The organism is Thermaurantimonas sp. (genome assembly GCF_046299575.1).
In the GTDB taxonomy this organism is placed as follows: Bacteria; Bacteroidota; Bacteroidia; order Flavobacteriales; family Schleiferiaceae; genus Thermaurantimonas.
In genome coordinates this window covers 224,900-244,317 of record NZ_JBKBHX010000003.1, presented here as the reverse complement: position 1 = coordinate 244,317, position 19,418 = coordinate 224,900, and the positions used below count along the sequence as shown (strand labels likewise).

15 protein-coding genes and 1 tRNA gene are annotated in these 19,418 nt (G+C 42.3%); 6 read left to right on the top strand and 10 right to left on the bottom strand.

Annotation, left to right across the window (positions count from 1 at the left end):
• Positions 1–20: 20 nt before the first annotated feature.
• Positions 21–93: transfer RNA gene (locus ACK4EX_RS06090), tRNA-Phe, on the bottom strand.
• 57 nt (positions 94–150) lie between these two features.
• Between ACK4EX_RS06090 and ACK4EX_RS06085 the strand changes: the two genes are divergently transcribed.
• From ACK4EX_RS06085 to ACK4EX_RS06060, 6 genes are all read left to right on the top strand, one after another.
• A complete protein-coding gene (locus tag ACK4EX_RS06085) occupies positions 151–915 on the top strand; it encodes a type III pantothenate kinase (RefSeq protein ID WP_409770797.1) in 765 nt (254 codons plus the stop codon).
• Positions 908–2,227: a hypothetical protein gene (locus tag ACK4EX_RS06080; RefSeq protein ID WP_409770794.1), complete on the top strand. Its 1,320-nt coding sequence runs from the start codon at positions 908–910 to the stop codon at positions 2,225–2,227. Before ACK4EX_RS06085 ends, ACK4EX_RS06080 begins: the two co-directional genes overlap by 8 nt.
• Positions 2,227–3,660 (top strand): tetratricopeptide repeat protein, encoded by a 1,434-nt coding sequence (locus tag ACK4EX_RS06075; protein ID WP_409770793.1) that lies wholly within the window; start codon positions 2,227–2,229, stop codon positions 3,658–3,660. Before ACK4EX_RS06080 ends, ACK4EX_RS06075 begins: the two co-directional genes overlap by 1 nt.
• Positions 3,660–4,223, top strand: coding sequence for an LPS export ABC transporter periplasmic protein LptC (gene lptC, locus ACK4EX_RS06070; RefSeq protein ID WP_409770791.1), 564 nt, complete (start codon positions 3,660–3,662; stop codon positions 4,221–4,223). Before ACK4EX_RS06075 ends, lptC begins: the two co-directional genes overlap by 1 nt.
• 201 nt (positions 4,224–4,424) lie before the next feature.
• Complete coding sequence (locus tag ACK4EX_RS06065; RefSeq protein ID WP_409770789.1) at positions 4,425–5,690, top strand: hemolysin family protein; 1,266 nt, start codon at positions 4,425–4,427, stop codon at positions 5,688–5,690.
• An 83-nt stretch (positions 5,691–5,773) separates the two neighbouring features.
• Positions 5,774–7,957 (top strand): peptidylprolyl isomerase, encoded by a 2,184-nt coding sequence (locus ACK4EX_RS06060; protein WP_409770787.1) that lies wholly within the window; start codon positions 5,774–5,776, stop codon positions 7,955–7,957.
• A gap of 70 nt (positions 7,958–8,027) precedes the next feature.
• On the opposite strand, the gene trxB is transcribed toward ACK4EX_RS06060, so the two are convergent.
• The 9 genes from trxB to mraY all read right to left on the bottom strand — a co-directional run bounded on the left by trxB (position 8,028) and on the right by mraY (position 19,414).
• Complete coding sequence (gene trxB / locus ACK4EX_RS06055; protein WP_409770785.1) at positions 8,028–8,969, bottom strand: thioredoxin-disulfide reductase; 942 nt, start codon at positions 8,967–8,969, stop codon at positions 8,028–8,030.
• 188 nt (positions 8,970–9,157) lie between these two features.
• Positions 9,158–11,038, bottom strand: coding sequence for a cell division protein FtsZ (gene ftsZ / locus ACK4EX_RS06050; protein ID WP_409770782.1), 1,881 nt, complete (start codon positions 11,036–11,038; stop codon positions 9,158–9,160).
• A gap of 13 nt (positions 11,039–11,051) precedes the next feature.
• Entirely contained in the window at positions 11,052–12,437 is a 1,386-nt protein-coding gene (gene ftsA / locus ACK4EX_RS06045; protein ID WP_409770780.1) for a cell division protein FtsA, read from the bottom strand.
• Entirely contained in the window at positions 12,427–13,164 is a 738-nt protein-coding gene (locus ACK4EX_RS06040) for a cell division protein FtsQ/DivIB (RefSeq protein ID WP_409770777.1), read from the bottom strand. Before ACK4EX_RS06040 ends, ftsA begins: the two co-directional genes overlap by 11 nt.
• On the bottom strand, positions 13,148–14,521 hold the full coding sequence (gene murC / locus ACK4EX_RS06035; RefSeq protein ID WP_409770775.1) for a UDP-N-acetylmuramate--L-alanine ligase: 1,374 nt from the start codon (positions 14,519–14,521) through the stop codon (positions 13,148–13,150). The genes ACK4EX_RS06040 and murC overlap by 17 nt, the downstream gene beginning before the upstream one ends.
• Positions 14,518–15,618 (bottom strand): undecaprenyldiphospho-muramoylpentapeptide beta-N-acetylglucosaminyltransferase, encoded by a 1,101-nt coding sequence (murG, locus tag ACK4EX_RS06030; RefSeq protein WP_409770772.1) that lies wholly within the window; start codon positions 15,616–15,618, stop codon positions 14,518–14,520. The genes murC and murG overlap by 4 nt, the downstream gene beginning before the upstream one ends.
• Complete coding sequence (locus tag ACK4EX_RS06025) at positions 15,587–16,819, bottom strand: FtsW/RodA/SpoVE family cell cycle protein (protein ID WP_409770770.1); 1,233 nt, start codon at positions 16,817–16,819, stop codon at positions 15,587–15,589. Before ACK4EX_RS06025 ends, murG begins: the two co-directional genes overlap by 32 nt.
• A gap of 4 nt (positions 16,820–16,823) precedes the next feature.
• A complete protein-coding gene (murD, locus tag ACK4EX_RS06020) occupies positions 16,824–18,176 on the bottom strand; it encodes a UDP-N-acetylmuramoyl-L-alanine--D-glutamate ligase (protein WP_409770768.1) in 1,353 nt (450 codons plus the stop codon).
• Positions 18,176–19,414 (bottom strand): phospho-N-acetylmuramoyl-pentapeptide-transferase, encoded by a 1,239-nt coding sequence (gene mraY / locus ACK4EX_RS06015; RefSeq protein WP_409770766.1) that lies wholly within the window; start codon positions 19,412–19,414, stop codon positions 18,176–18,178. Before mraY ends, murD begins: the two co-directional genes overlap by 1 nt.
• Positions 19,415–19,418 lie beyond the last annotated feature (4 nt).

The following is a 19,418-nucleotide window of genomic DNA, read 5'->3' as shown; positions in this document are numbered from 1 at the left end:
AAGTTACCAGGCTTTACACGTGGTGTGGGAGGGAATCGAACCCCCGACACAAGGATTTTCAGTCCTCTGCTCTACCTACTGAGCTACCGCACCATTTTTTCGGGCTGCAAAGGTATTTCGATGATCTAATTTTGCAAAAAAAATTTTCACTTGACCAAAAAAAAATTCCTTCTTGCTGATATCGGCAATTCCTATACGAAGGTTGAAGTTCATTGTAATAATGATATTCAGCAACTTACGTTCGAGAGTTTTTCCGATGGTGGAAATTTTCCCTTTGAGCGTTGGCAAAGAATCTTAAATCAGTATGGTATAGAAGATATTTTCTATAGCTCTGTGATTCCTGATTTTCATTCTCATATCGAGCAACTTAACGTTTCAGGGCGCATTATGAAGGTTCATTCTGAGCTCCGATTGCCCTTTACCATAGGATATCGCACGCCTTTCACTCTTGGTTCAGATAGAATTTGTTTAGTAGCGGCAGCAGCTCAAAGTAAGGAATCTGCCAGTTTGATCATAAGCGCCGGCACGTGCATCACTTTCGATGTATTAGTAGGCACTACCTACATAGGTGGCAGTATATCGCCCGGAGTAAAAATGCGAGCTAGGGCAATGCATCACTTCACGCAGGCTTTGCCCGAAGTAAATGTTTTTAAATTCAACGATGTTTGGAATGAAGAAAATTCCCTCTTTGTAGGTAAAACAACCGAAGAGTGCCTTTTGGCTGGTAGTGTACAAGGTGCAGCCTTTGAAATAAATGAATACATCAATCGTTTATCTCAAATGCATGAAAATTTAAATATTTATTTAACAGGTGGTGATGCTATTACTTTGGAAAAATTGATAAAATCGGACATCTTTGCGCGTCCAAATATGTGTCTGGAAGGTTTAAACATTCTTTACGAACTCAATGCATAAAGTCGCAGCCCTTGTTGGCCTTTTAGTAATAAACGCAATTTCGGTTCTTGGTCAAAAAAATTCAGTATCTGCCTATTCACAGTACGGCTTGGGCGATCTGCAGTGGGTTACGAATGGTAGAAGTTTTGCTTTGGGCGGCATGACCATTGGACAATACAACCCTTTGTTTTTTAACATCGACAATCCTGCTACACTTAGTGCATTAGATCTTACCACCTTCGACTTTGGTCTTAACACTTCGATATACAAGATTTCAAACCAGCAGAATCCGTCAGGCCTGAGAAATTATTCGACCAATTTTTCGCACTTGAAGTTTGCTATTCCCGTATATAAGGGGCAAACGATTTCTTTTGGATATATGCCCTATTCATTTATAGGATACGACATACGCACTTTAGAAGAAAATCAAGATCCTTTGCCAAAAGTGTTGTACCGATTCACTGGATCTGGTGGTTTTAATCAGGCTTTCTTAGCTGTGGGTTCTAGGCCCTTAAAGGGTTTGTCTTTTGGTTTGACCTTTAAATACCTCTTTGGCGACAAAGAGCGATTGAACTATGTGATCCCAGATCTTACCAATGCCCTGAATACACGCCAGAAAAGCACTGTACGTATTGATGGATTTGTGTATAACGCTGGCCTAACCTATCAGCTAAAACTGGCAGAGCGCAAAGAACTTGTTATCGCTGGTATATTTTCTCCTTCGATACAGTTGGGAGCTGAATATACCGACGTACAGTATAGCCACTCAGGTGGAGATTTTGGCAATCCGGTTGACACTTTTAGCCAATCAATGGCTGAAGCAAAAGTAACCTACCCGTTGCAGTGGGGAGGAGCCATTACCTATCAACAGTATTCCACTAATCACGTTATACCAGTTCTTACAGCAGGAGCTGAAATGCGTTACATCAAAGGAAGTGAACTAGTCATGCCCATAGAAGGCAGCACCTGGCAAAACAATATGCGCTTTGCTGCTGGAGTGAGCTTGCTTCCTCGCTTTTTCTTTCCCAATCTCGAAAGGAGCACCAATTACTTTAACCGATTGGAATACAGGCTCGGAGCCTTTTATGAGACAGGTATCATCAACATTCAGAATCAAAACATTTCTCAACTTGGCATGACTTTTGGCCTCGCCCTACCACTGCGAATCCGAGGCCTGGCGCCAGGCGAAGTGAAGTACAATCACATCAACATCGGCATTGTGGCAGGCCGCCGAGGTACAACCACAGGTAATCTGATCCAAGAAGATTATCTCAGGTTTCACTTCGGTGTCACATTAAACGATAAATGGTTTATCAAATACAAATACAGATAATGATGAAAACAAAAAACATCTCTCTTATCGTGTTTTTTGCTTTGGCATTTTCCCAGTGGGTTATTGCACAGGGGGGGTTTCAGAATGCTTCAGAAGACTGTAAAAACAATTATTCTATATTTTATGAATTGTACAAAACACGCAATTATGTTGAGGCTTTCGAGGGTTGGAAATACACCTTCGACAATTGTAAAGAAATGACCAAAAACATCTATATATATGGTCCCACTATTGTAAAAGCTAAAATTGATTCTGAAAAAGATCAGGCCAAGAGAAGGGAGCTTACACAATTGCTCTACAGAATTTATGATGACCGAAACAAATATTTCCCTGAAAAAGAAGGCTATGTGATAGGATTGAAGGCCATGGATATGATGACCTATGAGCCAGAATCCGAGATGGAAAAGGTCTTTAATACCTTTCAAAAAGCACTTGAGCTTGAGACCTCTGAGCACAGTGCTGCTTTCTTTAACAACTATTTCATCATGGTGATACGCATGTATCAAAAAGACAGTAAAAAATTTGGTCTGGACAGAGTTTTTGAAACATTTAATCTTATTAGTGAGGCTCTTGAAAACAACAACAACAATTACAATCGCCAGATAGAAGAAATTCAGCGAAAGATTGATGCTAACCAAGCTACTGACAAGGATCTGAAAACCAAAGAAAGACTTGAAAAAGAACTCGAAAACTACACCAAAGTAGAGACGAACATAGAGCTACAAATAGCCAAAATTGCCACTTGCGACAGACTGACTGTACTGTATAACGACGAAACTTTTAATGCCAACAAAAACGATATCAACTGGCTGAGGAGAGCTGCCAAACTGCTGCAAAAAGAACGCGAAAACGAAGAGGGCGAACGCGAGAGCTGTATTACATTACCCATTTTCTTGAAAATTGCCAACGAACTCAACAAGCTCGAGCCAAGTGCTACATCTTCTCGTTCATTAGGAAAGATAGCCTTGTATAACAAAGACTACAATCTCGCTATAGAATCATTTAAGAAAGCAGCTGAGCTAGAGGCCGACCCCATAAAGCGTGCAGATGACTGGCGCAGAGCTGGTGAGGCTATGCTGAGAAAAGGGCAGCTCGAAGCTGCAAAAGCAGCAGCTTTGAAGAGCATTCAGATCAATTCTAAGTCTGGCGAGGGATACATTCTACTGGCACAGGTGTATGCCGCAGCTGAAGGTGTTTGCGGAAACAACGTGTTCGAAAAGAAAGCTGTCTATTGGGCTGCTATCGACAAACTTCGCGCAGCCATAAACGCCGATCCAAACGTAGCTAACAAAGCCAGAAGACTCATCTCAGAATACAGCCGCAGATTACCTGATAAGGGCATCTCTTTCCAATTCAACTGGAAGCAAGGCGATAAATACACCATCGGTTGCTGGATAAATGAAACTGTAACAGTGGATTTTGACATCAAATAATGCCCTGTAAGTTTGTGAAAATAGGCACTGCAGCATTAGTTGTAGTGCTTTTTTTATTTGTCGGATGTAGAAACAATCCGGAGGTCGTGCGTCAGCTCAATCAGGTAGATTCACTACCTGTAGAGCAAAGAGAAAATGTACATCTTGTTTACACTGATAGTGGTTTCAAACGCTTTGAAATGAAAGCACCAATGGCAGCTTTCTACAACGACCTTCAAAATCCGAAACTCGAATTTTCAAAAGGCATTCACGTATGGTTTTATGACTATTTTGGACAGGTAGAAAGTGAGCTTTCCGCAGGATATGCGGTGCGCTACCCGGCCTTAAACCGCTGGGAGGCGTTATACAACGTTATATTTGTTAGCAGAAAAGGTGAAAAATTGGAAACTGACCATCTCATTTGGGATGAAGCTGCTGAAAAAATTTTTTCAGACAAAAAAGTTACAGTCACAACAGGCAGAGAAATAATAATAGGCGAGGGTTTTGAGGCAGACCAATATTTCAATTCTTACAAAATACAGAAAATCACTGGTGAAATTCTTTTAGAAGATGAAAATAAGTGACACGCTAAAAATTGTAGAAATCGCATGGCTGGTAGTTATTACAATATGTGTCTTTGAAATAGTGCGTGCTATCGTAACAGATTCAGAAACGAGCATTTCGATTTACATCGTAGTGGGTATTGGTGCCACCATTATGTATATTCTGAGACGAACTCAAAGAAAACACTATCTTAGACGAGAAAATAACGCTCATCATCAGAAATGAGTGCATACACCTTTGTATTTGCTTCACTACTTCTATCAGCTCTTTTTTCAGGTTTGGAAATTGCCTTTCTGAGTGCTGACCGATTTTTTGTAGAAGTCGAACAGAAAAAAGGTTCATTTGCTTTCAAGATCGTTTCTTTTCTCAGCCGAAAGCAAGGGATGTTGCTTGCTGCACTTTTGCTTGGTAATAACATCGCGCTTGTACTTTATGGAATTTTCATACCCGATTTATTAAGTCCTCTGTTTGCAGATATTCCTACTGGTTATACTCTGTTGGCATTACAAAGTATCGTCTCTACTTTTATCATTTTAGTGTTAGCAGAGTTTCTCCCAAAGAGCGTATTTCAGAGCCGTCCGCACACCATGTTGCAGCGATTTGCCGTATTTGCCTGGCTCTTTTACATATTGTTATGGCCGTTTACATATGTATTGGTTAAGTTTAGCAACGGCATCCTGCGGTTGCTCTTTAAAAAGCACCACATCGAAAATGAAGAAAACATTCTTTTTACAAGGCATGATTTAGCACATTTCTTCAAAGAGAAGTACGAAAACAGTTCAACAGCCGCCCGCGAAGAAAATGAGATTGAAATTTTCAAGAATGCCATTCAAATGGAAACCCGGCGACTACGTGAATTCATCATCCCACGTACCGACTTGATTGCATTACCCATTACCGCTGGCATTCTAGAATTAAAAAAGCTCTTTGAAGAATCAAATCTCAGCAAAATTCTAATCTATCGAGGCACCATTGACAATCTTTTAGGATACGTGCATGTTTATGACCTAATAAATTCACCCAAAGACATCACTTCCATTCTGCGCCCGATACGCTTTGTGCCTGAGAGTATGACTGCTAGTGAAGTTTTGCGACTTATGACCAAAGAAAACCGAAGCATACTGGCTGTGTACGACGAGTTCGGTTCGCTTTCGGGAATTGTCACTATCGAAGACGTAGTAGAAGAGCTCTTTGGCGATATTGAAGACGAGCATGATACAGCAGAAGATGACAATCAGGAAATCACGGAAGATGGAAGAGACATAATAGCTAGCGGCAGAGTAGAAATCAATCGTCTGAATGAATTATATGAAATACACTTGCCCGAAGACGAAAACTACAGCACATTATCAGGTCTCATCTTTCATCGCCTTGAGCGCATACCAAGTTCCGGTGAACTTATTGAAATTGACGGATATAAGTTAAAAATTGAACTCATAGAACAAACCCGCATTCAAAAAGTGCGAATACTTGAGGCAATCAAATAACAGAGCTTTTGCCTGGCTTTAGGCATATTGTATATTCGCAGCCTGATTTTTTAAACCTCAATTATTACAACAAAAGGAAATACATGGCTACATTAGAAAAAATCCGTAAGCGCTCCGGTTTGCTCATCATCATGGTAGGTCTGGCCTTAGTGGTATTTATCCTTACAGATTTGCTTTCATCAGGCAACTCACTACTGAGAGGCGACGCTGTAAACGTAGGAAAAATTAACAGAGAGGCCATTGACATCATGACGTTTAACAGCCTTGTGGACGAACGCATCGAAATCTACAAACAACAAAGTGGCGACTATTCACTTCAGAATGCCTCGCGCAAAGATTTCGCCGATGTTATTTGGGATGAGCTCATCCGCGAAAAAGTTTGGGGCAGCTACATGCAAAAACTCGGCATCGTTGTAACCCCGGAAGAGCTCTATCAGCGTTTGAAGAGCGACCCAAACATTCAGCAAGCTCCTGTTTTTAAAGACCAAATGACCGGCATGTTTTCCGATGCGCTTTTTCAAAACTACATTCAGCAGCTACAAGACAATCAAAACAACGATCAAGAAAGCCGCGAGCGCTGGCGCCAGTGGCTTAATTTCGAAAAAGCCATTCGAGAACAAACAGCTCAGCAGAAGTACATTAAGGCTGTAGAGCTCGCCATTTATGTGCCTAAAGCTTTTGGAAAAATGGAGCTCTATAACAACAATCAATACTTCAACGTGGAGCTTGTAGCCAAAACCTATGAATCCATTCCCGACTCGGCTGTGGTGGTAAATGATTCTGACATCAATGCCTGGTATCGCAAAAACAAAAAAAAATATAAGCTTGAAGAGCCGATTCGCTCTATTCTGTACGCCAGTTTTTCAGTGACTCCATCATCAGAAGACGAGGAAAATGTTCGCAAAGAATTGATCAGCTATACCATACCTTCTGAGAAAGTAAATGCCGATGGTACTGTAGAGCCGATTGAATCTTTTCTCGAGGCTGAAGACGATTCAGCATATGTGTCTACCCGAAGTGATGTGCCTTTTAAGAGAGAATTCATCCGCGAATCAAAGTTACAAGACCAGGACACCATTTTTAAAGGTAAAAATCCGGGATTCATTCATGGTCCGTATTTAGTCAACAACGAGTACCGACTCACCAAAGTGAGCAAGGTAAAGTTCTTACCAGATTCAGTAAATGCCCGCCACATTCTGATTTCTTTTGCCGGAGCACAAGGCAGTCAATCATCTCGTCAGCCCATGGAGGCCAAACAAATGGCTGATACCCTTTTAGCATATCTAAAAGAAAATCGCAATCAGTTTGATAGCTTAGCGCGCACACTAAGCGATGACAAGGGTTCAGCCATAGAAGGTGGAAATCTGAATTGGTTTGGTCCAGACAAAATGGTTAAACCATTCTCAGAATTTTGTTTTACAAATAATAAGGGCGAAATTGGCTTAGTGCTCTCTGAGTTTGGATTTCACATCATAGAAATTCTCGATCAAAAAGGCTCCGAACGCGCTCTTCAGCTTGCTACCATCGTTCGCGAGCTGCAGCCCAGTGAGAAGACCATTGAAGAAGTGTATGCTAAAGCATCTCGTTTGGCATCAGTAGCGGGCGATCCCCTTAAATTTGAGCAAGAGGCCGCTGCATTAGGTACTGTGATTCGACCCGTAAACGATATCACTCCAATGCAGGAATTTATCGTTGGTCTTGGCAGAAACAGAGACATTGTGCGTTGGGCCTTCAATGAAGACCGAAAAGTGGGCGACGTTGACATCAATACCTCTGAAGGCAAGTCGTATGTGGTAGTAAAACTTACTCAGATAGAAAACGGAAAATACCGCTCACTGGAGTCGGTAAAAGACCAAGTAAAAGAAGCAGTATTGAAGGAGAAGAAGGCCAAAATGGCCCTTAAAGAACTCGAGGAAGCGGCTAAAGGTGCCACAGACCTCAAGACAATAGCCGATAAGCTAAAAGTAGGAATCACCAATGCCCGTATCAATTTTACATCTAACATCATACCTGGTATAGGCAATGATCCGAAAGCAGTGGGTTACATCTGCGGTCTACAACCTGGCTTGAACCTAAAACCTTACGAAGGAGAAATAGCAGCCATCGTAGTGAATGTAAAATCTATCGAACCGGTTAGCGATACCGGAGAGTACGACAACTATACAAAAGGCCTTGAAAATGCTGTTAAGCCCTTTGTACGCTCTCAAATATTTGAATCGCTCAAGAAATCAGCTAACATAGTAGATCAGAGATACCGATTCTTCTAATCTGATGAATTAAAACGAAAAAGCCGGTTCAATTGGCCGGCTTTTTTTATTTGTTTATTGATTAATTAGATTATGCTTCCTCAATTTCGGCTAAATAGCGCTCAGCATCCAGTGCACCCATGCAACCTGATCCGGCGGCTGTCACTGCCTGTCGATAAACTTTGTCTTGAACATCGCCCACGGCAAACACACCGGGTAGATTTGTTTTGCTTGTTCCCGGAATTGTTTTGATGTAGCCGGTTTCATCCATGTCGATCTGTCCTTTAAAAATGTCAGTATTCGGCTTGTGCCCAATAGCTACAAAGAACCCAAAAGCCGGAATCACATATTCTCGGTTTTCTTTTTTGGAAAGCACTTTTACTCCCTCTACAGCGTGCTCACCGATGAGGTCTATGGTTTCAGTATTGTAGAGTACTTCGATGTTTGGGGTTTTAAATACACGCTCTTGCATGATTTTAGAAGCGCGCATCTTATCACCGCGAACGAGCATAGTAACTTTCGGACAAAGCTTTGAGAGATAAATCGCTTCTTCGCAAGCTGCATCACCACCGCCCACAAGTACTACTTCTTTACCTTTGTAGAAGAAGCCGTCGCAAACTGCACAAGCAGATACCCCGTGACCCATTAGCCGCTTTTCGCTCTCAAGGCCAAGATACTTGGCTGAAGCTCCTGTGGCTATGATCACTGTTTTGGCTTGTATTTGTTTTTCGTCGTCGATAGTCAGTGTATGCCAGCCGCCTTTTTCTGTTGAAAATTCCGCTTTCGTTACCATCCCAAAGCGAATTTCTGTATTAAATCGTTCTGCCTGGCGTTTTAAGTCTTCCATCATTTGCGGGCCCATTACCCCATCTGGATATCCCGGGAAGTTCTCAACCTCAGTGGTGGTAGTGAGTTGCCCTCCTACCTCCAGACCGGTGTACATAATGGGTTTTAAATTGGCTCTTGCTGCATAAATGGCGGCTGTGTATCCAGCAGGGCCACTGCCGATGATTACACATTTGTGTTGTTCCATTCTTTCTGGGAGTTTTTAAAATTAGGCCGCAAAGGTAGCCTTTATACTGCCGTGGACAGTGTGATTTAAGTTTTGTTTTATCGACGATATAAATTAATAATAAAAACAAATAATAAAAATCTATAAAAAATGAGGCTCATTAGACTATTGCCTAACGAGCCTTTACATATCCGATAAGAAAAAATTGATTAATCTACATTATCGTGTAGAAAAGAGTTATTTGTTCGCAATTCTGTGTTATTTCCTTTTCCAGAAATGGTAAATCTGCTCTCATTTGATTTTTTTGAATACAATTCATTTTCAATATCAATCCCCCTGCGCTTATATGCTGGCTCTGCGTGCAATTCGTCTATCTGGTGTTTTTTGTTTCTGAAGTTGAAGTTATATTTTTTTAAATTTTCTCTGCGAGACTTGCTCAAATTGTTCAGGGCGTATTCAATTGGTTTATCGAAGTAATCTTCATGTTCCTCAGTTACTTCCTTTCTAAAAGGCTTTTTAGGAGTTAATGAAACTTCACTTTTCACTTTTACTTCAAATTCCAAACTTTCATCTTCACTTTCATACTGTGAAGCCACTTTCTGCAGCTGTTTTTCCTCTTCATCCACTAGTTCAAATACTTTAATACCACTTTTATCATTGGTGGTTATTTTTTCTTCAACCTGGGTTTGTGTTGCGATTTCCGGGTTGTTTGAAGAAAACACTTCATCTATTGGTTTTTCGAAGTCAAACACAACCACTTGTGCTGATTCTTCAGCATCTTTAATATAAGTGATTTGAATTTCTTCGCTTTCGTCTTCTAATGTAAAGTGAATTTCTTCATCTGAATTTTCAGATATTTTTATTTCTTTTACTGTTGAATCATGGGGTTTAATGTGTTCATTAGCGTCTGATACAATATCTTGTTTTTTAATCTCAGAATTTTTATCAAAAGTTTCTTCAATGTCAAGCAGCGATGGTTGAACTACTTTTGGGATATTTTCTAATGATTTGGTTGGCAGAGGTGTTTTTTCCGCTGGTTTTGGAGTAGGATTTTGAACCTCATCAGTAGTTAAGAAGTGTACTTTTTTTTCTGGTTCTTCAACAATAAGGCGTGTGTTATCGCGATTAAATCCTGTGGCTATTACGGTAACTGAAATTTCTTGCCCTAAGGATTCATCTTCGCCCAGGCCCATGATGATGTTTGCATTTCCACCGGCTTGATCCTGAATGTAATCGTTGATTTCACCGATCTCATCAATGGTCACATCGCTTGATCCGTTGATCAGCAATAAAACATTAGTAGCCCCGTGAATGTGGTTGTCGTTGAGCAGGGGGGAGTCGAGGGCGAGCTTTACAGCTTTTGATGCTCGGTCGGTACCACTGGCGCGGCCGCTGCCCATGATCGCTGTACCGCTATTAGAGAGTACGGTCTTTACATCGCGCAGGTCGATGTTGATGTTAAAGTTTCTAGTGATGACTTCGGCAATCGAGCGCGCAGCTGTTGCCACCACTTCGTCTGCTTTGGCAAAGCCATCTTTCCAGTGGAGGTTTCCGAATATTTCTCTTAGTTTATTATTATTGATTATAATGAGAGAATCGGTATGTTTCTTCATTTCAGCTATGCCAGCCTCGGCCTGTTGAAGCCGTAATCTCCCCTCAAATCCAAAAGGCGTGGTTACGATGCCCACGGTTAGTATCCCGAGTGATCTTGCTATTTCGGCTATTACCGGAGCTGCTCCGGTACCTGTGCCTCCCCCCATACCAGCTGTTATAAAGACCATTTTTGTGTCTTGAGCAAGTAGCTTTTCGATTTCAGCACGGCTTTCTTCGGCAGCTGCTCTTCCGACGCTGGGATTTGCTCCGGCACCAAGGCCTTCGGTGATGTTTGCGCCGAGTTGCAATTTTATTGGTACAGGGCTGTTTTCGAGATGTTGGCGATCGGTATTACAGATGGCATAATCTACCCCTTTGATACCAAGAGAATACATATAATTAACTGCATTGCCACCACCACCACCAACGCCGATTACTTTTATGATGGATGACTTGTTCTTGGGCAGGTCAAAGTTGAGAATTTCGTTCGTTTCCATATTTTTTATGATTTTATGTATTCACGTCGTTGTTTAGAAATTCTATTATTTTTTTTGTCCAACGTTCAAAGATGCTTGGTCGCTTTTTTGGCAAGTCAAAGGAGGTGTTTGAATCATTAGAGGCAGTGGTTTCCTCAGGGTTGGGTTCAGTTTGATTTTTTTCTGATGGGTTTATGGTATTCTCTGTTTCAGCTGAATTTTCAGCTTTTGCTTTTTGTTTCCTCCGTTCTTCGAGTTCTTGAGATTCAAGACCCTTCATTACCAAGCCAATGGCTGTGGCATAAGCGGGTGATCCCAGTTCGCTGTACTCTGCTTGAGCAAGATGCTCGTTGGGATATCCGATGCGTGTATCCATGCCTGTGATATAAGCCACTAGCTGCTTTAAATGCTTTAGCTGGGCACCACCTCCGGTTAGTACGATGCCCGCTATGAGACGCTTTCGGGGTTCGTTGTATCCGTAGTTTTTTATTTCGATATGAACTTGTTCGATAATTTCCGAGACGCGAGCATGAATGATTTTAGAGAGAGTTTTCAGAGATATTTCTTTTGGATCTCTGCCTCGCAGACCGGGTATTGATACGATTTCGTTTTCTTTGTTTTCACCAGGCCAAGCAGATCCAAATTTGATTTTTAGCAATTCGGCTTGTTTTTCGATAATTGAGCAACCTTCTTTTATGTCTTCGGTGATGATGTTTCCGCCGAACGGTATGACGGCTGTGTGGCGAATTATGCCGTTTTTGAAAATGGCTACATCTGTGGTACCGCCTCCGATATCTACGAGTACCACTCCGGCTTCTTTTTCTTCTTCTGTAAGCACAGCTTCAGCCGATGCTATGGGTTCGAGGGTAATTTGTGAGAGTTTTAATCCTGACTCTATTATACAGCGACCAATGTTTTTAATGGAAGCCATATCACCAATCACAATGTGGAAGCTCGCCTCGAGCCTAGAGCCATACATACCGCGAGGTTCGGTTGTTTCGATTTTACCGTCGATTTTGTACTCTTGAGGTATGATGTGAATGATTTCGTCGCCGGGTAGCATATTCATCTTTTGCACGTTGGATATCAGTTTTTCGATATCCTCCTCTTCGATTACTTCTTCAGGATTTTCGCGTACGATGTAGTCTCTGTGCTGCTGAGAGCGGATGTGTTGGCCTGCTACACCTGCTACTACATGAGATATTTTAAGCCCCGAGCGTGCCTCAGCCTCTGATACAGCTTGCCTTATGGCGTCGATGGTTTGAGTAATATTCGTTACAACACCTCGACTTACGCCCATTGATTTGGCGCGACCCATCCCGAGGATTTCTATTTTTCCATGTTCATTTTTTCGACCGATTACGGCCACGATTTTTGTTGTACCTATGTCGAGCCCTACGGCGATTTTATCACTGCTCATACGCGCAAATTACTTGTTTGCCAAAGGTTAAATTAATGGTTTTTATTTTTTTGTTTTCCAAAGTTGGATATATGTAACGATAAAATGCTTTCAATCGAAGTAGTTTTTCTTCGAGTTGTTCACTTTTTCCGAAGAAAATAACTTCGTCATATATTGTGCTAAATGCTGTTATTTCATGACGCTCTGATACAAAAAATCCGCTGAAGAAATGATTGAAAAAGTCGTCACCCTCTGCTTTCTGAAGTAAGGAAACAATTTTCTCAAGTATTTCTTCATTAATGGCACCGTCGATTACTGGTACCTGAGCTGAGTAATAGGGCGAAAGGGGAAATGCAACACAATGATTATCAATATAATAGTTATTATTTGAGTTTAGTACGCGCAACAATGGATTTCTCGGTTTCACCTGTATGTGCAATTCACCGTTTAGAGTGAAAAATATTTCTGATTTTTCAATGGATTTTTGTTTATCTAATATTTCTTCTAACAATTTTATGTTGATACTTTTTCGATCCAATGATTTACTTTTTTGTACTTCGATTAAGCTCAATTTTAATATTTCATCTTTACTGATAAGGTATTTATCGTGATAGCGTTCGATGTCAATGGCGATATGATCAATAGTTGAGCCTTTGAGTTTGCGCTTTGCAAAACCCGAAATCACTAAATATCCTATCGTGAGACTGATCAAAATAAGTAGTCGAAAAAAATTAATTTTTCTTTTCATATAGGATGTTTTTAATGCCTTCAACAGCATCACTTATATTACCAGCCCCTGCTGTAATGATCACATCTTTTTGCAGTTCAATTTTTTTTATAAAGTCCAATAAATCGCCTAGAAAAACGATGTGTTTTTCAGTGCAGGTAAGGTGTGAATAGATGAGTTTTTCGGTTACGCCTTCGATTTTTTCTTCACGCGCCGGATATATGTCGAGCAACACTACTCGATCAGCCAGGCTAAGGCTTTGTGCAAACTCCTGATGAAAATCGCGTGTGCGGCTATATAAATGCGGCTGGAAGATAATGGTAATCCTGCGGTCGGGATACAAGAGCCTTGCTGATTTTAACAAAGCCTCTAGCTCTGCCGGATGATGCGCGTAATCGTCTATAAAAGTGAGGTCAGGCAGTTGTAGAATGATTTCAAAGCGCCTTTTTACTCCTTTAAAGGTCTTAATGCCTTCGGAGATTTGATTTGGCGTAAGTCCGTACAAATGGCAGAGCCCAGCGGCTGCCACTGAGTTTTCTACGTTGTGAATGCCGGGCACTTGGCAGCTGGTGGTGACCCTCTCTCTGTCAGGAAATGAAAGGGTGTAGTGAAATTGGCCGTTTTGAATCTGTATGTCATCAGCGTGGTAATGCGCGTTTTTATTTAAACCATACGTAAAATCGCCCGATACTGGTAGATTGATCTTCGTGAGAAGTTTTCCAAATTTTTTGGATATGCTGGCAAATTCTAAAAAAGCCTCCCGAACGCCCTCCTGGTCTTTGTAGATGTCGAGGTGGTCGGGATCGGTAGAGGTAATCACTGCCAGTGAAGGTTCAAGACGAAGAAAAGATCTGTCAAATTCATCTGCTTCTATTACCACTGTATCGCTGCTTCCATAGAGGAAGTTAGTATTGTAATTAGCGCTGATGCCGCCAATGAATGCACTGATATCGATGTTGTTGTGCTTTAAAATGTGCGTGACCAGCGCTGTGGTGGTTGTTTTGCCATGGGTACCAGCTACTGCTATGCTGCGCGATGACTTTGTAATCAAACCCAGCACCTGAGCACGTTTCATTAGGGTGAAGTTTCGCTCCCGAAACCACTTCATCAGTTGATTGCTTGCAGGCACAGCAGGTGTGTACACCACAAGTGTATCGGCAGGTGTTCCTATTCTTAGCATTGGTAAGGTATTAATCGCATCGGAATAGGTGATAACTATACCCTCAGCCTCGAGTTTAGCAGTAAGCTCCGAGCGCTCCCTATCGAAGCCTGACACAATGGCTTTTTTCAAGTTGAAAAATCGGGCCAGAGCACTCATACCTATGCCTCCAATGCCAATAAAAAAGAAATATTTGTATGTATCGATGGGTCGATTCATGCTTTTAAGTCTTTAAGTATTTCATCTGCTATTTTTTTGGTGGCATCGGGTTTAGATAGGAGTTTAATGTTCTGTTCGAGTTGTGCTCTTGCTTCTGCAGAGGTGAGAAGCATCATTAAGTTATCTAGTAGCGATGAGAGTTTTTTTTCCTCGATAACGATGGCTGCTTTTTTCTCGGCAAATGCCATGGCATTTTTGAATTGATGATTCTCTGCCACATTGGGCGAGGGAATTAAAATGCAAGCCTTACCGGCCGCTGATAGCTCTGAAAGCGTACCTGCCCCTGCGCGCGATATCACCACATCAGCCCAGGGATATAATTTGTATAAATCAGCAGTAAAGGCATCGAGATAAAATCCGCATATGTTTTCCGGATACTTTTTTCGGTATGTATCGAAATAGATTTTTCCACAAATCCAAACCAGATTTGCCTTATCCTGAATTTCGTAAACCAATGAATCAATGGCTTGATTTATGGAGCGGGCGCCCAAACTTCCGCCAACGACAAGTACGGTTGGCTTCGATGGGTCGATCATAAATTTCGTTGCTATTTCAGGGTCTTTTTTGTTGGAGTTTACGATTTCATCACGGATGGGATTTCCGGTGATTAAAATTTTTTGGGCTGGCAGGTATTTTTCCATGCCTTCGTATGCCACAAAAATTTTACGCGCAAAGTGCACCGCCCATCTGTTTACTATTCCGGGAAAGGAATTTTGCTCTTGGAGAAAGACAGGAATTTTCAGCAAGCCTGCTGCCAAAACAAGCGGACCACTGGCAAATCCGCCTGTGCCAATCACTGCGATAGGCTTGAAATGACGTAGTAAAGCGATGGATTTTACGATGCTATAAAGGAGTTTAAAAGGTACCAATATGTTTTTAAACGAAAAAGAACGTTGAATACCGGTGATGGGCAAGCCAACAATTTGATATCCGGCTCGTGGGATTTGGCTCATTTCCATACGTCCTAAAGCTCCCACAAAAAGAAATTTTGCTTCTGGTAGCCTTTTTTTAAGTTCGTCGGCTATTGAAAGAGCAGGAAAAATATGGCCTCCAGTACCACCTCCGCTAAGCATAAATTTCATTGGCTTCCTGCTCATGCATCTGCGTTGTTTGGTTTGAAATAGCCGCGTTATCATCGCTGATTTTATCAGCTTTATCGAGGTCTTCAGAAGAGAAACGGCTCACCGACTGTACGATTCCGATGGCTGCACAAATGGTCCAAATGGAGCTGCCGCCGGCACTGAGCAGCGGAAGGGTTTGTCCAGTGACAGGCAATAGATTGACTGCCACACCCATATTTATAAGTGCTTGGATAATGATACCAAAACCTGCCGCCACTACCAATAAACTGCCGAATAGAGATTTGGCCCGCGTAGCTACCAGTAAAAATCTCACAAGCAACAGAAAATACAAGAACAGTACCGACACCGCACCAACAAATCCGTACTCTTCAGTGATGATGCTGAAAATGAAATCGCTGGAAGACTGAGGTAAGAAGTACTTCTGCGTGCTCTTACCAGGCCCGGTGCCTAATAGTCCGCCATTGGCTATAGCCATCTTTGAGCGTTCTACCTGGTAGTTGTTGTCAGCATTGCCGTCAAAAAAATTTTCAATTCTTGCTTTCCAGGTATCAACTCTGTTGGGCATTAAATCGGGAAAAGTGACCACTGCTGCGATGAAGAATGCCAAGCCGGCAACTATTGCGCCTATGGTGTAGAAAACGTATTTGTTAGGAAAAGGCGCGATGATCATAATAAGTATAGCCTGAGCGAAAATGATAGCAGCTGTTGAGAAATTTGCCGGAAAAATCAATCCACACACCAGAAAAATCGGCGCCAGTATTTGCCAAACGACCATTTTAAAGGTCCATTCAGCCGGATTTTCTCTTTTCGACAAGGTACGAGCTAAATACACCATAAGTATTAAACCGGCGATTACGCTGCTCTGTATGGTGATACCGAGCATTGGTATCTGTATCCAACGACTTGCATTCGCATTGCCAATTGTATAGCCCTGAGAAAGCGTGTAAAGTAATAAAATAACTGCCGGCACCAACAAAATGACCGAAACTGGTGCAAAGTAGCGGTAATGGATGTTGTGAAGCATCCAAATGATGAGCCAACCCATCAGTACGTGCATGGCATGCCTTAGCAGCAGTGCGAAGGCACTTATCCTGCCGTAAGTCCACTGCAGGTTACTGCCCGCGCTGTATATGCTCAGAAAGGAAAAAAGCGATAACAGAAATACCACTATCCAAATGACTTTATCCCCTTTGAGCTTGAGTCGGCTGCTTATCATACGATTACAGTTGGCGCACCCAGTATTTAAATTGATTGCCGCGATCTTCGTAGTTTTCAAACAGGTCGAAGCTGGCACAGGCCGGCGAAAGCAATACTACGTCGCCCTTTGAGGCAAGGCTGTAAGCAGTTTTCACAGCCTGCTCCATGCTGTGTGTGTCGGCAATTACATTTACCATTCCGGTAAATTCATCCAGCAGTTTCGAATTGTCTTTACCTAAACACACAATGGCCTTTACGCGGTCTTTTACCAATTGATGCAAGGTTGAGTAGTCATTGCCTTTGTCTACTCCACCAGCTATCCACACAATGGGTCGTTTAATGCTGCCCAGAGCGTAAAGTACTGAATTTACATTGGTTGCTTTTGAGTCGTTGATAAAGTCAATTCCGCCTATTGTACCAGCATGCTCTAATCGATGCTCAACGCCTTCGAAATCTGAGAAGGCTTCTTTGATTTTTTCTTGGCGAATTTCGTGGATGCGCGCTGCAATGGCCGCTGCCATGCTGTTGTAGGCATTGTGTGTGCCTTTGAGTTTAAACTCCTTAATTACCATCGTTTCCATATTCTTTATTTTTACAATGAATTCGTTTTCGTTTACCAGAAAGGCGCCCTCTTCGGGTTCTATTTGAGCACTGAAGGGGACTTTGCGTGCGCGAATGGGGTATTTGGGCATGTAGGCCACTGTTACCGGATCGTCGGCACAATACACAAAAACCTGGTTTTCACGTTGTGCTTGTGCAATACGAAATTTTGATGCGATGTAGTTTTCAAATTTGTATTCGTACCTATCGAGGTGGTCGGGGGTAATGTTTGTAAGAATTGCCACATCGGGCGCAAATGTGTAGCAGCCATCGAGCTGAAAGCTGCTCACCTCGAGTACATAAGCTTCGTATTGGTGATCGTCGATTACCAGTTCGGCAAAGCTTTTTCCGATATTTCCGCCGATCCCGGTTTTTACTCCACCTTTTAAAAAAATATGTCCTGTAAGTGAGGTTGTTGTCGTCTTTCCGTTGGTTCCGGTTATGGCTATGATGGGTTTATCGGTGTAATACGAGGCAAATTCAATTTCTGAAATCACTTTTCTGCCTGCCTCAAGAGCTTTTTTAACCACCGGAGCCTTGTCGGGTACACCGGGGCTTTTAATTACCACATCTGCTGAGAGAATTCTTTCAAGATCATGACTGCCTTCTTCAAAGTCAATTAGAGCATTTCTAAGCTTAGAAGCGTATTTTTCAGCTACCTTACCAGCGTCGCTCAGATACACATCCAGTCCCAGATGCTTGCCAAGTAAGGCGGCTCCTGTACCGCTCTCGCCGGCTCCTATAATGGCAATTTTTTTAAATCCTTTGTCTCTCATTACCGGATTTTTAGCGTTACAAATGCCACTACGGCCAGAATGATGCCTACGATCCAGAACCGGGTTACGATTTTGGCTTCGTGATATCCTTTCTTCTGGTAGTGGTGGTGCAGAGGCGACATCAAAAAGATCCTTCGACCCTCGCCGTATTTCTTCTTAGTGTATTTGAAGTAGCTAACCTGCAGAACGACTGAGAGATTTTCGACCAGGAAGATGCCACATACGATAGGGATTAGCAATTCTTTGCGCACGGCTATGGCCAGAGTAGCTAATATGCCTCCCAGTGCGAGTGAGCCTGTATCTCCCATAAAAACTTGTGCCGGGTAGGTATTGTACCACAGAAAGCCCACGCATGCTCCTATAAGGGCAGCCACAAAAACCACCATCTCACCCGAGTTGGGGATATACATAATGTTGAGATAATCAGCGAAAATGATGGAACCCGATACGTAAGCAAAAATTCCCAGCGCGACAGAGCTGATGGCTGAAGTACCTGTAGCTAATCCGTCGAGTCCGTCTGTGAGATTAGCCCCGTTTGAAACGGCCGTGATAATGAATATTACGATGGGGATATAGACAATCCAACCCCATCTTTGGCCGTCGAGCCCAAACCAGCGTACGGCTTCAGAATAGTCTAATTCATTGTTTTTAAGAAAGGGAATTGTCGACTTTATGCTCTTTTTTGCTTCGCCAAAAACGGGCTTTTTGCCTTGATCGATTTGAGCTGTCAGGGTCTGAATACGCGTTTCTGTTTCTTTTTCTTTAATGGTTACTTCAGGATGAAAATACAGCGTGGTACCTACGATAAGGCCAAGGCCTACTTGCCCAAGCACTTTAAATTTACCTCTAAGGCCCTTTTTGTCTTTTTTAAATACTTTTATGTAATCGTCAATAAATCCGATCAATCCCATCCATACAGTGGTGATGAGGAGAAGTATCACGTAAATGTTGTCGAGGCGAGCAAAGAGGAGAACGGGTATCAGAATGCCTCCCAGTATGATGATGCCGCCCATCGTGGGAGTGCCTGCTTTTAAGTTTTCGCCTGCCAGACCCAGATTCCGGACGGTTTCGCCTACCTGTTTTTTGCGCAAGAAGACAATAACGCGCTTTCCATATACAAGGGTGATAAACAGTGCGAAAATGATTGCCATCGATGCCCGAAACGTAATGTACTGAAACATTCCCGCTCCGGGGAGGTCGTACACTGAGTTGAGGTATGTAAATAGGTGGTAAAGCATTCGA